The sequence below is a fragment of the Streptomyces sp. NRRL F-2664 genome (genome assembly GCF_000719345.1).
In the GTDB taxonomy this organism is placed as follows: Bacteria; Actinomycetota; Actinomycetes; order Streptomycetales; family Streptomycetaceae; genus Streptomyces.
In genome coordinates this window covers 1-13,993 of the sequence record NZ_JOFX01000003.1, presented here as the reverse complement: position 1 = coordinate 13,993, position 13,993 = coordinate 1, and the positions used below count along the sequence as shown (strand labels likewise).

At 73.2% G+C, this 13,993-nt stretch carries 13 protein-coding genes; 8 read left to right on the top strand and 5 right to left on the bottom strand.

All coding sequences use genetic code 11. The features are described from left to right. Positions 1–58 precede the first annotated feature (58 nt). Together IF89_RS0104575 and IF89_RS0104570 are read left to right on the top strand one after the other, a co-directional pair. Positions 59–670 (top strand): TIGR03086 family metal-binding protein, encoded by a 612-nt coding sequence (locus tag IF89_RS0104575; RefSeq protein WP_030761478.1) that lies wholly within the window; start codon positions 59–61, stop codon positions 668–670. Positions 671–730: 60 nt separating this feature from the next. Further along, positions 731–2,113, top strand: coding sequence for a mycothione reductase (locus IF89_RS0104570; RefSeq protein ID WP_030761475.1), 1,383 nt, complete (start codon positions 731–733; stop codon positions 2,111–2,113). Between the two features lie 96 nt (positions 2,114–2,209). Here IF89_RS0104570 and IF89_RS41775 read toward each other — a convergent pair whose 3' ends face one another. Further along, positions 2,210–4,636, bottom strand: a complete 2,427-nt coding sequence (locus IF89_RS41775) for a bifunctional serine/threonine-protein kinase/ABC transporter substrate-binding protein (RefSeq protein ID WP_158717800.1) — start codon at positions 4,634–4,636, stop codon at positions 2,210–2,212. A 180-nt stretch (positions 4,637–4,816) separates the two neighbouring features. Between IF89_RS41775 and IF89_RS0104560 the strand changes: the two genes are divergently transcribed. Then, positions 4,817–6,130, top strand: a complete 1,314-nt coding sequence (locus tag IF89_RS0104560; RefSeq protein ID WP_030761470.1) for a hypothetical protein — start codon at positions 4,817–4,819, stop codon at positions 6,128–6,130. Positions 6,131–6,189: 59 nt separating this feature from the next. Here the strand turns inward: IF89_RS0104560 and IF89_RS41770 are convergent, their stop codons facing one another. Genes IF89_RS41770 through IF89_RS0104545 form a run of 3 tightly spaced genes read right to left on the bottom strand, consistent with a single transcriptional unit; the run spans position 6,190 to position 9,072 of the window. Continuing rightward, positions 6,190–6,756, bottom strand: coding sequence for a hypothetical protein (locus IF89_RS41770; protein WP_158717799.1), 567 nt, complete (start codon positions 6,754–6,756; stop codon positions 6,190–6,192). Then, positions 6,749–8,602, bottom strand: a complete 1,854-nt coding sequence (locus IF89_RS0104550; RefSeq protein ID WP_030761465.1) for an alpha/beta hydrolase — start codon at positions 8,600–8,602, stop codon at positions 6,749–6,751. The genes IF89_RS41770 and IF89_RS0104550 overlap by 8 nt, the downstream gene beginning before the upstream one ends. An 8-nt stretch (positions 8,603–8,610) precedes the next feature. Next, positions 8,611–9,072, bottom strand: coding sequence for a hypothetical protein (locus IF89_RS0104545; RefSeq protein ID WP_030761462.1), 462 nt, complete (start codon positions 9,070–9,072; stop codon positions 8,611–8,613). A gap of 481 nt (positions 9,073–9,553) precedes the next feature. Between IF89_RS0104545 and IF89_RS44445 the strand changes: the two genes are divergently transcribed. The 4 genes from IF89_RS44445 (at position 9,554) to IF89_RS37640 (ending at position 12,431) form a co-directional block, all read left to right on the top strand. Then, positions 9,554–10,144, top strand: coding sequence for a hypothetical protein (locus IF89_RS44445; RefSeq protein WP_051806791.1), 591 nt, complete (start codon positions 9,554–9,556; stop codon positions 10,142–10,144). 103 nt (positions 10,145–10,247) lie between these two features. Next, a complete protein-coding gene (locus tag IF89_RS40625) occupies positions 10,248–10,784 on the top strand; it encodes a serine/threonine-protein kinase (protein WP_158717798.1) in 537 nt (178 codons plus the stop codon). Between the two features lie 48 nt (positions 10,785–10,832). Then, positions 10,833–11,852, top strand: coding sequence for a hypothetical protein (locus IF89_RS40620; RefSeq protein ID WP_051806789.1), 1,020 nt, complete (start codon positions 10,833–10,835; stop codon positions 11,850–11,852). A 93-nt stretch (positions 11,853–11,945) separates the two neighbouring features. After that, a complete protein-coding gene (locus IF89_RS37640; protein ID WP_051806788.1) occupies positions 11,946–12,431 on the top strand; it encodes a DUF4232 domain-containing protein in 486 nt (161 codons plus the stop codon). 238 nt (positions 12,432–12,669) lie between these two features. Here IF89_RS37640 and IF89_RS0104520 read toward each other — a convergent pair whose 3' ends face one another. Next, entirely contained in the window at positions 12,670–12,912 is a 243-nt protein-coding gene (locus IF89_RS0104520) for a DUF6400 family protein (RefSeq protein WP_043192995.1), read from the bottom strand. A 190-nt stretch (positions 12,913–13,102) separates the two neighbouring features. On the opposite strand from IF89_RS0104520, the gene IF89_RS0104515 reads away from it, so the two are divergent. Then, complete coding sequence (locus tag IF89_RS0104515; RefSeq protein WP_030761445.1) at positions 13,103–13,378, top strand: isoamylase early set domain-containing protein; 276 nt, start codon at positions 13,103–13,105, stop codon at positions 13,376–13,378. The last annotated feature ends 615 nt before the right edge of the window (positions 13,379–13,993 follow it).

The window sequence follows — 13,993 nt, the reverse complement described above, 5'->3', positions numbered from 1 at the left end:
CCGCCCCGCAAGAAGCGCCCGACCGCCGCCGGGCACCCTCGACCCGAAGGAGCAGCAGATGACGGGTACGGCGAACGGTACGGCGAGCCTCGACCTCGGAGCACAGACCCGGATCGTGACCCGCCTCGCGGCAGGCGTCCCCGACTCCCGCCTGGACGCCCCGACACCCTGCCGCGCGTACCCGGTCGGCGTCCTGCTGGTCCACCTGACCGGCCTGGCCGTCGCCTTCCGCGACGCCGCACGCAAGGACCTGGGCCCCACGACGGACTCCGCCCCGGACCCGGCCGCCACCCCGCTCCCCGCCACGTGGCGCGAAGATCTGCCGCGGGCCCTCGACGAACTGGCCGGAGCCTGGCGGGACCCGGCGGCATGGACGGGCATGACCCGCGCCGGCGGTGTGGACCTGCCCGGCGACGTCGCCGCCGCGGTGGCCGTCGACGAACTGGTGATCCACGGCTGGGACCTCGCCCGGGCGACCGGCCAGGACTACGCACCCGACGAGGCCGCGCTGCGCGCCACGTACGACTTCCTGCAGGCGGCCACCGCGGACGCCACCCGCGGCGGGGGCATCTTCGACCCGGTCGTGCCCGTACCGGACGGGGCCCCGCTGCTCGACCGGGCCCTCGGGCTCAGCGGACGCGACCCGGCGTGGACGCCGCCGCATCCGTGACCGCCGGTCGGCCGCGCGGCATACCGGATGGACGCGGCGCGCGGGGGTACGTTCCGCCGCATGCGCACTCATGATCTCGTGATCGTCGGAGCGGGCTCCGGCAACGCCGTCGTGGACGAACGCTTCTCGCACCTGCGCGTGGCCCTCATCGACGAAGGGCCCTTCGGGGGCACCTGCCTGAACCGCGGATGTATCCCCAGCAAGATGCTCGTGCACGTCGCCGACCTCACCGACACGGTCCGCGACACCGGACGCTTCGGCGTGGCCGCCCGGCTGGGCGGCGTGAACTGGCCCGCCGTACGCGAGCGGGTCTTCGGCCGACTGGACCAGGAGGCCGCCGAGGGAGAGCAGGGGCGGCGCGGGGCTTCGAACATCGACGTCCTCACAGGCCGTGCCCGCTTCACCGGCGACCGGACGCTGACCGTCGGGGACGGCCCGGACGCCGTCACGGTGCGCGGGGAGCAGGTCGTCGTGGCCGTGGGCAGCCGCCCGGCCGTCCCCCCGCCGGTCCGGGACAGCGGACTGCCGTACGAGACCTCCGACACCGTGATGCGCCTGGACCACCCGCCACGCCATCTCGCCGTACTGGGCGGCGGCTACGTCGCCGCCGAACTCGCGCACGTCTTCCACGCCGCCGGCAGCCGCATCACGATCATCGAGTTGGAGGACACCCTGCTCTCCGCCCAGGACGAGACGGTCGCCGCCGCCTACACCGCCATCGCCTCCGACCGCTACGACGTCCGCACGGGTGCCGCGCTGACCCGGGTCGAGGGCGAGCCGGGACGGCTGCGCCTCACACTGGACGACGACAGCACGGCCCCCGTCGAGGCGGACACCCTGCTCGTGGCGGTGGGACGCGTCCCGAACAGCGACCGGATCGACGCCGACCGGGCCGGGATCGCCCTGCACGAGGACGGACGGATCGTCGTCGACGCCCAGCAACGGACCAGCGCGGCGGGGGTGTTCGCCCTCGGCGACGTGTGCACGCCCTTCCCGTTGAAGCACGTGGCCAACCGCGAGGCCCAGGTGGTCGCGCACAACCTGCTCCACCCCGACGACCCGGTCCGCACCTCCCACGAGGCCGTGCCCGCGGGCGTGTTCACCCACCCGCAGATCGCCCAGGTCGGCAGGACCGAGCAGCAGTGCCGCGAGGAAGGCCTCGACTACGCCGTCGCCGTACGCCGCTTCGCCGACACCGCCTACGGCTGGGCCCTGGAGGACACCACGGGCTTCTGCAAGGTCCTGGCCGACCGCCGCACGGGCCGGCTCCTGGGCGCCCACATCCTCGGCCCGCAGGCGACGAGCCTGATCCAGCCCCTCGTGATCGCCATAACCCTCGACATCAGCGCCCCCACCCTCGCCCGGTCACCGCTGTGGATCCACCCCGCGCCCACGGAGGTGGTCTCCAACGCCCTCCGCGACCTCGCCCTCGGCCCCGCCTGACACCCGGTCCGCCGCGCCCCCGCTGCGTCCCGGCGTGGTCCCCCGGCCGTCCCGGCGGTTCTCCGCCGGGGGACCGGGGCTCACCGCCGGGCGACGTCAGCGGGTGGCCGATCCGCTCCTCGTCGCGGTCCAGCTGCCTCCGCTCACCGTGTACACCGTCAGCCGGCGGTTGACCGTGTCGCCGTTGCCGTCGAAGGCGACCCGGCCGGTGACACCGTCGAAGGACACGTCCGCCACCGCCCCCGGCAGCTTCGCCCGGGCGTTGTCGGGGAGGGTCCCGCCGTTGGCCGCCACCACGGCCTTGACCGCCTCGATGATCGACCAGGTCGCGTCGTAGGCGTAGGGGCCGTACCAGCCGGCCTCCTCCCGATAGCCGGCGTCCCGGTACCGGGAGAGGAAGTCCCGCCCCGCCGCGGAATCCTCGGCGGGTTCACCGATGTGGGTCGCGAGGTCGCCCTCGGCCGCCGGGTTCGAGGTGAGGTACTGCTGGTCGAAGATGCCGTCGCCGCCCATCAAGGGGACGCGTACCCCGGCCTTCTCGAGCTGCTCGGAGATCGGCGCCGCGGTGTCGTAGTAGCCGCCGAAGTAGACGGCGTCGGCCCCGGAGGAGCGCACCCTCGTCGCGAGGCCCTCGAAGGCGCGTTCCGCGGGATCGACCTGCTCGGTGCCGACCACGGTCCCGCCGAGCTTCGTCAACTCGGCCGTGAAGCCGGCGCTGAGGGCCGTGCCGTGGGCGCTCGCGTCGTCGACCACGTACAGCTTGGTCTTCTTCGCCTCGCCGTGCAGGTACCGGGCGGCGAAGGGGCCCTGGTCGATGTCCGTGGCGAGGGTGCGGAAGTAGGTGGAGTACGGACGCGCCCTCGTGCCCGCCGCCCAGTCGGGGCCGAGCGTCAGCACGGGGTCGGTGTTGCTCGGTGACACGACGGCCATGTCCGCCCGCGCGAGCGGCGGCACCAGGGTCTTGGCGACGCCGGAGGTGAGCGGCCCGACGACGCCCAGCACCTTCTCGTCGGACACGAACCGGGCGGCGTTGGAAGCCCCCTTGGCGGGGTCCGACCCGTCGTCCAGGGCCTTGACCTCGAAATTCACGCCGGGAACGTGCCGCGTCTCGTTGGCGGTCCTGGCCGCCAGCTCGGTGGCGTTCTTGATGCCGACGCCCATGGCCGACATCCCGCCGCTCAGCGGTGCGTCCACCCCGATCATTACCGTGACGGAGGAGGCGGGCGCCCCGCTGCCGGCCGCCTTGCCGCCGGGTTCGTCGTCCCGGGTGAGGGTCCAGGTCAGCACGGAGCTGGTGGCGAGGGTGGCCAGCGCCGCCCCCAGGACCACCGAGCGCCGGGTGAGGGCGCGCCGCCGGTCGGACACCTGCTCGGGGGGCTGCCGATCGGTCGGCTGTTCCGGCGCCGTACCGCGCGTGGGCAGGTCGCCGGTCGGAGCCTGCTGCGGCAGCGGGAGCCGGGCGGTGCCGGCGACGGCCCCGGAGTCGAGGACCGTCGGGGTCTGCTCCGACGGCTTCTCCGGGGGCGTCCGGTGCCGCTCCCGGCCCGGCTCGGACCCCTGCTCGGCCCCGCGCTCGGACTGCCGCTCCCGCCCCGGCTCGGACTCCTGCCCCGCTTCGGGCTCCGGCGCCCGCTGCGGTTCCTGCTCGGGTACGGAGGGCGTCCGCGGATCGGTGGGCACGTCACCGGGGCGAGCCGGCGAGGACCGCAGCACCGATGCCAGCATCGCGGCCGCCTCCGCGGCTTCCACGCGCTGCTGCGGATCCTTGGTGAGGAGCGCGTTCAGCAGCAGCGTCAGCGGCCCGGCGTGGACCGGTGTCCGGTGCGGTCGGGTGAACACGGCCACCGCGAGGGCGTGCAGCCCCTCCGCGTCGAAGGGCGGTCGCCCCTCGACGGCGTGGTAGAGGGTGGCCCCGAGCGCCCACAGGTCGTTCGCCGCGGTCGGGCGCTTGCCCTCCAGCTGCTCCGGCGCCATGTACTGGGGCGTGCCGATGACGGTCCCGCTGTGACTCAGCCTGGTCGTGGCGTCCGCGAGATGGGCGATGCCGAAGTCGGTGAGCACGACGCGGTCCTTGGTCAGGAGCACGTTGTCCGGCTTGATGTCGCGGTGGACGATCCGCGCCCGGTGGGCCTCGGTCAGCGCGTCGAGGAGGGCGGCGCCGATCTCCGCCACCCGCTGCACGGGCAGCCGGCCCCCGCTGCGGATCGCGGCGGCCAGGGACTGCCCCCGGACCAACTCCATGACGATGACGGGGGAGCCGTCGTGTTCCACGACATCGTGGATGGTGATGATCCCGGGGTGGCTGAGCGTGACCGCCGCGCGGGCCTCGCCCATGAACCGCCGGAGCAGCGCCGCACGGTCGCCGTCGTCCATCCCTGGCGGAAACAGGATCTCCTTGACGGCGACCTCGCGCCCGAAGAGGTGCTGGTCGATGCCACGCCAGACCCGGCCCATACCGCCTTGGCCGATGCGTTCGACCAGCTGGTACCGGCCGGCGATGAGTTCGGGATTCTGCTCGGTCACGCGCACACTCTAGATCCTGCTGAGCCGATCAGGTGACGGAAGCCTGGCCTGATCACGCCCCTGGTGGGTCCCGGCCCGTTCACCGGCCCGGCCGGGCCGATCGGGCCGGTTATCGCATGGTGGGGTGCTCTTCTCCGGGTTTGGTACGGGAGGCGGGCCCGGTGTGGATAGCGTCGGCGCATGGGTTTCGGTGGTGTGGGCGACGGTGGCGGTGCGGGTCGGGCGTCGCGGGGACATGTGCTGCTGCTGGCGGCGGACGCGGCCGTGCGGCGCGGTGCAGTGCTGCTGGCCCCGGGGGCGAACGTCGCCGCGCTGGCGATGGTTCCGGCCGACCTGCTGCTGGGCTCCGGGCTGCCCGCCGACATGGTGTGCCTGGAGGGGGTCCGGGATCCGAACACGGTGTTGGCGCGTTTGCAGGCGGCCGCGGCCGCCGCGGGTCCGGTGTTCGTGTACGTGTCGGGGCGGCTGACGGCGGATCGACGGGGCCGGCGGTTGTTCGTGGCGCTGGCGGGGACGACACCGGGCAGTGTCCGGTACACCTCCCTGCCGTGGGAGTGGCTGGCCGGGGAGCTGCGCGCGCGCCCGGCGGGCACGGCCACGGTGGTGGTCGACCTGGTGGCGGACAGGGGGGCGTGGCCGCCGGCGGGGGAGTGGCTGGGAGCGCCGGACCCGTCGGGACCGGCAGGGTCCTCAGGACCGGCGGGGGTGCAGCTGTTCGGGGTGGTGCGCGGACCGGACGCGCCGGCTCAGGGTGGCGGCGTCAGCGCGTACACCCGGCAGTGGATCGACCACCTCCGGCGGGCTCCGGTACGGCCGTCCGACATGGAACTGCACGCGCTGGCGGCGGGGTCCGCGGGCCTGGCACCGGGCACGCTGGTACTGCCGTCGGCGCGGGATATGGAAGGGCGCCGCGCTCCGGCCCGGGGGCGACCCCGGCACGAGCCTCCTGCCGTAGCGGAGCCCGCAGACGCGCCCCTGCCGGAGCCCGTACCCGTACCCGTATCCGAGCCGGCGGTGCCCGCCGCCGACACCGGCGCGGGCGCAGCCGCGGAGCCCGATCCGCGGGCGCTCCTGCACGCGTTGGCGGTGGGGGGCCGCCACGGGGAGGCGGACGTACTGGCGAGGACCTGGGAACGCGGCGTGGTGCAGCGGTCGGGGCGAGCCTCGCCGGAGGCGGTGCGGTGCACGGAGATCCGCGCGGACCTGGCGCGGATGGCCGGTGACTTCGAGGCCGCGACGCGCTTGTGGACGGCCGCGGGCCGCGCGCGGCTCCAGAGCCAGGGGGCGCACGCGGCTGAGGTACGCGAAGCGGCGGCGGGAGCCTTGTACTGCTGGACCCAGGTCAAGGACCGGTCGCAAGCCCTGGCGACGGGCCCGGAGCTGGTCGCCCTCCTGCGGGAAGTGCCGCTGCCCGATCCGGGGCACCTGCGGCTGGCCGAGCGCCGGCTGGAGGCGCTCGCCACCCCGGACCGTTCCCGCGCGGCGCACCCCTGACCGACGCCTCGCGCGGTGCAGGGGTGCGCTGCCGGGCCGGGACCGGTTCCCGAGCGGGGTCAGTACTCGCCGTCGAGTGCCGCCGCGGACTCGGCGCGGTAGCAGTGCGAGATCACCTTGAAGAGGAGCATGGGGCCGCCGGTGGCGGACTGCTTGCGACCGGTGACGACCATGGCGAAGCCCTGGCTGTCGTTCTCGGCGTAGATCTCCGGGCTCTGGGCGGTGCTGTTGGCCTTGCCGTCCTTGGTGATCTTCCAGCCGTTCGCCACCAGCTGGGTGCGCAGGGCGGCCATGCCCGTGTCGACCTGCTCGTCCGTGATGCCGTACACGGACCAGGGGTGGGAGAGGGAGAACAGGTCGTCGCCGTACTCGCGGCAGCGCGTGACGGTCGGACCCGGTTCGGTCACCTTGCCCTGGACGCCCGTCATCTCCAGGAGGCTGGAGGAGACCTCCTTGGTCTTGGTGCGAGCCGGGTCGGGATCCATCCGGACCGGCGTGTAGCTGAGTTCCTTCACGTTCGAACACCCCACGGACAGCACGGACAGGGACGCGATGGCGGCGGCCAGGACCAGGGCCCTGACGGCGGCGCGGGCTCGGTGGCGGGCCGAGCGGTACGGGTCAGCCACGCTGGACATCGTCGTACCTGCCGGCGACCACGCTCGCCTGGTTGCGGATGCTCAAGGAGTGGTCTCTCCAGTAGTCGGTGTGGCTGTTCGAGTCGTTCGCCATGATATTGGCTCCGAAATCTTCGTCCGACGGCACGTTCTGTCCCCAGACGCTGCCGAAGGGGAGCATTTCCTTCCACCACTTGTTGCCGCCGCCGAGGCCGGCGAACTTGCCGCCCGCCGGCACCTGGTCGTCCAGTGCGCCCGCGGACTGGGACCACACGTGGCCTTCGCCCGCGTCCAGTTCCCGGGCGTGGCCGACCAGCATGCCGGGGCTGCCGACGGCGATCATGTCGTCGGCACGCAGGTCGCCGGCGTTCGACGCCGCGCCCAGGACGGTGGAGCCGTAGCTGTGGCCGATGATCGTGGTGTGGCTCTTGTCGTCGCCGCCCTGGAGGTTCTCCAGGCCGGCCATGAAGCGGTTCAGGTCGGGAGCGGCGTCCTCGGCGTAGTGCTTCTTCATCGCCTCGGGGACGATGCTCTGCGGCGCGTCGTAGCCGATCCAGGTGATGGTGGAGACCTGCCGGCCCTCGGCCTGCGCGTTGGTCTCCTTCCACAACTCGCTCATGTGGTGGATGTAGTCCTCGGTCTTGACGATGCTCGTGTACGTGCCGGGGACGAAGACGGCGGTGTGGGCGGCGGTGTCGGGGTTGCCGTTGGCGACGATCGCCCGGCCGCCGTCCTTGGTGTCGAAGCCCAGCAGGTACGCCTCGGGCAGCCCCTCCTTGCCCGTGGAGTCGAAGCGGGCCTGGATGGCATTCATGCCGTCGAGGTTCTTCTCCAGCATCGCCTTCTCGTCGCTGTACTTCTTGTCCCAGCGGGACCATTCGGGGTTCAGCACGACGGCCGGGTAGTCACGCCCGGAGGGAATGTACTTCTGCGGCTGCGGCGGGATGGCGTCCAGCCTGATCTGGAACTCGGCCTTGCGCTCGGCGAGCACCGTGCGGTTCGCCTCGTCACGGGTCACCGACGGCAGCCCGTCCAGTGCGCCGACCTGTGCCGCGTTCAGCGACAGGTACGCGGCCTGCTCGTCCGCGCTCAACCCCTTCCACCACTCGGCGTTCGCCTTGGGGTCACCGCCCGCCGGCGGGGGTTTGATGTGGCTGAGGTAGTCCGCTGCGCCGCTGCGTACCTCGCCGGTGTCGGCCTGGACGTCGGCCCAGTCCTTGTCGGTGACGACGAGGTCGTCGTCGGCCTTGAGCTTGCGCAGTTTCGGGGCCCACTGGGTGTCGGCCTCGGTGGCGTCCGCGACGGCCTGGGCGATGCGGTTCGCGATGTCCACCGCCTTGCCGAAGTTGGGGTTGGGGTGGATGTTCGCGGCCTGGCGTTCCAACGCGGAGGACAGGTCGTTGGCGTCCTTGGTGGGGTCGATGACGTTCCCTGACGGTTTGCCCTTGGCGCTGCCGGAGACGGTGCCGCCGTCGGGCAGCTTGCCGTCCTTCTCCTGGCCGGCGGGCGGGTAGCTGACCGAACCGTCCGGCCCCACCGAGAACTTGGCGGCCTCGGCGTCCGAGAGCGCGGCGTCCAGCTTCGACTTGGCGGTCGTCAGCGAGGCCGCCAGGGCATTGAGCGCGGTCGCGGCGAGCCCGCACTCGACCTGCGTGTAATGGAAGTTCTGGGCCAAGAGGCCCAGTTGGACGACCGCCTCGTCGACGGCCTCACCGCGGAGCCCGGCCCGCAGGCGGGTGGGGATCTGGCTCTCGGCACTCGCGTACGCGTGGTCGGCCATGCTGCTGACCGCCCGGTACCCGTCCGCCGCCTCGGTGAACTCCGAGGGCTTCAGCGCCTTCAGCGTCGCGTAGTCCATCCCCGCCCTCACCGGCCGCCGTTGTCGCCGCCGGTGGCGGGGGTGTCCTTGTACTGCTGGTTCATCCGGGCGAAGTCGGCTCGCAGCGCTTCGTCGTTGGCTGCCTGGCCCTTGCCGGCCTCGACCATCGGCCCCTGCAGCGCACTGCATTTGCCGGAGAGCCCTTCGAGGTAGGTCTTCCAGGACTGGTAGAGCTCGCGCTGCGCGGCCGCGCTCTCCACGCCGGTGATGGTGGCGCCGTTCTGCCCGGTCTCGAACTCGGTCTGGGCCTTCTTGATACCCGATATCAGCTGGCCGACGTCGCTGCTGGCCTTGTTCCACACCGCCTGGTTGGACTTGAGGTCCTTGCCACCCCCGCCCCCACCTCCTCCGCCGCCGTCCGGCGCGGCGCTCGCGAGGCGCATCTGCGCCGCGGCTGCCGTCCCTTCTTTGAGACCGGCCCATTCCGCGTCGAAGGAAGTGCTGCTCATCGGGGCCCCCGTAACAATCTGCGAATGCAATGATCAAGGGCTCATCCTACGAGTCGGACCGGCCCTGCCAACCCCCGCCCCGTCGCCCGTCCCTTCACCCGGCCGGTATGCCCCGGTTGGCGCTGATCGCCCCCCGTGCGGTGCCGATCCGGGGCGCGAAGTACGTTCTGCAAAGCCCGAGTTGCGGCGATCTCCGCTGGCGTCGGAGCGTACGGGTGTCGGGGTGCAGGGGTGACGGGGGCGACGACGGGCGGTGGGGCGTCGTGAACCGCCGGGGGAGCGACGTCGGGTGTCGGCGGGTGGGGGAGGGCCGAGCGGTGGTGCGCGGATGGCGGGCGGCCGGCCGGGGACCGGGTCGGGCGGCCGATCGGGGGCCGGCCCGGATCGGGGCGGAGCTGGCCGGGGGCCGGCCCGGATCGGGTCGGGGGGCAGGTCGGGGGCGACGAGGGTCGGGTCGGGGTGGGCGTGGATACTGCTGGGCATGAGGATGTCGCCGTTCGCCCGTATCCACCTGATGATCACTTTCGCGCTGGTGATGTGCGGGGTGGCCGGCGGAGCCTGCTTCGGATGGGTGTGGGGCGGGCGGACGGCGGGCGTGCTCGCCGCGGCGGCGGCCGGTCTGGGGGCGGCGATCGGCTCCTTCCTCTCGCGCCGGCAGGTGGCCGCCTTCCTGACCACGCCCCCCGGCACGACCACTGCCCCGCCCGCCGTCTTCCCCGCGCCTGCTCCCGCTCACGTCACCCTTGTCGCGCCCGGCACGGGGAGCGGCTATGCGGAAGGCATCGCGGATGCGGTCGTGGCGAGTCTCGCGATGTACCAGGCGGCGGCCTTCCCGCTGACCGCGTTCGGAGTCAGCGAAGAGGAACGGGCTGCACGCCGCAGTGTCGCCTACCGGGTGTGCGCCCACGAGGGTCTGCCCCAGGCGGTCCGGGTGTCGGCTGCCGCCGCGCTGGAAGCGGTCGACCACGGTGAGGACGCGGAGCGCGCGCACGCCGCGATGAGGGCGCTGTCGCTGGCCGTCTACGACCACCGGGCGAGCGGAGCCGCTCAGGTCGCCGAGCGGCCCCACTGACCCCGCAAGCCCGGCAGGACCGGCGGGACACCCCCTAAGGTGGCCGCATGGAGCGGCCCGCCGTGCGGTGGCGCCGTAGCCATGGGGTGGGGGAGTGGGCTTGGTGGACGTTCTGCGGCCCGGAGATCCGGTGGAGATCGGCGGCTACCGGTTGCTGGGGCGTCTGGGTGAGGGCGGCATGGGCGAGGTGTTTCTGGCCCGTACCGCCTCCGGCCGGCCGCTGGCGCTGAAGACGGTGCACCGGGACCTGAGTCTGCACGGGGATTTCGCGGAGCGTTTCGACCGTGAGATACGCACCAGCGACCGGGTGCGCGGCGCGTGGATGGTGTCGGTGGTCGATTTCAGTCCGCCGGGAGCCGTACCGCAGTGGCTGGCGACGGAGTACGTGCCCGCCCCGTCGCTCGCCGACTGGGTCGGCCGGCAGGGGCCGCTCCCAGCGGACGCCCTGCACTGCCTGGCCCGGGAGCTGACGGCGGCTCTGATCACGGTGGGGGCGGCCGGCGTCGTCCACCGCGACATCAAACCGGCCAACGTACTGCTGGGCGGTGCCCGTCCCTTCCTCATCGACTTCGGCATCGCCCGCGCCTCGCACGATGCCCGGTACACGCAGACCGGCACGGTCGTCGGAACCCCGGGCTAACTCGCCCCGGAGCAGGCCGTCGGCGCCGCCGTCTCTGCTGCGGCCGATGTGTTCTCCCTCGCGGCGGTCCTCGTGTACGCGGCGACCGGACGCAGTCCTTTCCTTGCAGCGGGGGAGGAACTCCACCTGCCCGCCCTGCTGTACCGCATCGTCCACGACGAGCCCTGCCTGGACGGCGTCCCGGCCCACCTGTCCCCGCCGCTGGCGGACTGCCTGGCCAAGGACCCGGCGCAGCGCCCCACCGCCGCGGAGTTCTACCGCTTCCTCACCGCCGCTTCCGCTGCGGGCGCGGGCGCGGACGCGGGGCACGCGGAGGACGCGGGGGACCCGGAGGGGGCGTGGGGTGACGCGATGCCGCCGGGCCTGTCCGCGGACGTGGCCCGCCGCGAGGGTGAACTGGCCCGGCTCCTCACCCCGCCACCACTGCCGCAGGTCCCCGTGCCGCTCCCGCCGCCGCCTGCACCTCCCGCGGCCCCTACGGCGCCTGTCGGCACCACCGCCGACGGCCGGTCGCCCGTACGGGGCCGACTGATCGCCGCGGCCGGTGCGGCCGCCGTCCTGGCCGTCCTTGCCGCGTTCCCGCTCCGGCTGCTCATGGACGGCGACCGCGACGGCTCCGACGGCGGCACGACCCCGCCGGGTCCGACCGCCTCCGCGTCGGGTCAGGCGGTGCTGCCGTCCGCGTGGGTCGGAACCTGGTCGGGCACCGGCCCCGGTACGCCGGACGCGGACGGCATCACCCGGGCCAGGGCGGGCGCCTTCCATGTGACGGTCACCCTGAACGCCGCAGCCGTGGGCGAACTCGTAGGTCGGCAGGTCAGCGACGTCAAGGAGCTGTCCACCGGACGCAACCTGGGCTGCACCGAGGCCCTGGAACTCCGCCAGGTGCGCCAGGACTCCGCCGTCTTCGCGGCGGTCACCAGCCACCCCACCGACCGCGCGGCGACCTTCGAGTGCCCCCGCGGAAACCTGTACGTGCTCACCATGACCCAGCCGGACCGGGTGACCCTCGAAGCGGAAGGAGCCCAGTCGGCCGGCGCCCCGGACACCCTGACGCGACGCGGCTGACGCCCGGTGCCACGCTGGAGACGGTGGTGGTGTGCGAAGACGTGGAACCACAGGGCTGCGACGCTGCGCGGGGCGGCCGCCACCGCGGCCGTCATGATGACCGCACTGGGTGCGGTGGCCTCGCCCCCGGCCTCTGCCGCCGCGACCGCCGCCGACGCGCCCCCTCCGTGTCGCGGCGAACAGCTCGCGGCGGGCGGCGCGGAGCGGGTGGGCGCGGACGTCGTGCAGGTGACGCTGGTGAACCAGGGGCCGGCACCGTGCGTGCTGCGGGGGTATCCGAGCGTGGCCGTAGCCGGCCAGGGTGCACCGGATCGTGCGCGAGCCCTGGCGGTGATCCGCGAAGGGCCGGCGTACCCGGTTGAGCTGGAGGCCGGCGCCGCTGCCCGGACGCGGATCGCGTTCACCCCGGTCCTCGGCGAGGCCGACGGCTACTGCGCCTCCGGCGCCGAACCGCTTGCCGCGCCCTCGGTGGTCATCGGCGCGGCGGACGCCCACCTTCAGCTGGCCCCCGACGACGGCGGCACCTTCGCGCTGGGCGGGGACACCGTCCGCGCCACCGCCTTCCGCCCGCCCTCCTGACACCGAGAGCCCGGGCCGGGTGGGTCACCGCCGGCGGGGCGTGTGGCCGAAGTGGGTGTGGTGTGTCCACACGTGGGTGCACGTCCGGCACTGCAGGTGCAGCCGGGTGCCGGTGTTGCCGAGGAGGTAGCGCCAGTGGGTCGGGCAGGTCCGCTGTTCCTGGCACGGTTCGCACTGCTGGTGGTCCCTGCACCGGGGGCAGGGGATCCAGGCGCGCCGGCCGGGGTCGGCCTGGGGATCAAGGGGCAGCATGTCCGTGTCCCCGTGCGGGCAGCACACCGGCGGTGACGAGCTGGTCGTAGAGGCGCTGCTGCTCCGCATCGAGCCCCGAGTAGAGCAGGTCGTAGGCCGCCTCCTCGCCGCGGAGGACCTCGACCGGATCCCAGTCGGGTCCGAGAGCCTCCATGACGTGGGCGCGGCGCTGCATCTCCTGGGCGGTGAGATCGAGAGCGAAGTCGGCCGGGGTGGGGTGGGGGGTCATGCGACCGAAGTTAGGTAACCCTTCCTCCGCTGGTCAAGAGGGGGTGGGCGGTCTCACAATCCACGGCCTCTCCGGCGTCGCGGTCGCCGACGGGGGTTGTTTCCGGGTGCGGCGGAGGGGAGGTGGGCCGAGTATGGGCGAGTACCTCCCCGGTACGTTCCCGTCGGTTTCGCCAGTCAGGAGTTGCTTGATGTTGGAGCGCACGCTGCGTAAGGACCGTACTGAGGTCACGTTCGTGTTGCCGGTGGACTGTCCGCCCGGGCCGGTGAGCGTGGTGGGCGACTTCAACGACTGGCAGCCCGGCGTGCATACGTTGCAGCCGCGCACGGACGGCAAGCGTGCGGTCACGGTCACCCTGCCGAGCGAGAACACGCACTCGTTCCGCTACCTGGCGGCCGGCGACTACTGGTTCAACGACGAAAGCGCCGGTGACCGCGACGGCCCCAACAGTCGCCTCCACACCTGACCCGCCCGCACCTCCCGGCCACCCCGCACCGCGGGCCCCACCGAAAGCCGAGCCGGACCGGCAAGCCGGCCCGTCCGCCCCACACCGCCGCCCCACCGCAAGCCGGCCCGCGACCCGAACCGCGAACCGGAGCGGGCCGGACGCCCTGAAGGTCCCGGACCGGACCGGGCCGCCCCCCCCTCCGGACGGCCCGCCCACCGACGGCGAAGCCCCGCCGCGACCCACACCCGGGTACCGCGCCGCCCGCACGCCAGGCCCGGCAGGGAAACACCCGCCCGCCGCACCCCTTGCACCTGCGCGTCGAAACCCTCCATCAGGCACCCCGGACCCGGCGCGGTCGCGCCCTCTGGGCCTGGGGCGCCGGCGATGATGCCTGCTCGGGACGGGGTGGGGTGGTGGTGGGGGGTGGTTTGGTGTGTTTTGGTGGCTTGTGGCGGGTTTGTTACGTGGGGTGGATGGTTTGGTGAAGGGGGGTGGTCAGGGTGGTGTGTGTCGGTATGAGGGCATCTCGTTGGCGGGGTGTTCTTTCTGCTTCCGAGGGTGTGAGCAGTGGTGGCCGGGTCTGTTTCGGCGGAGGTTGTCGATGATTGCCACTTTGATCACTCGTGATGTGTC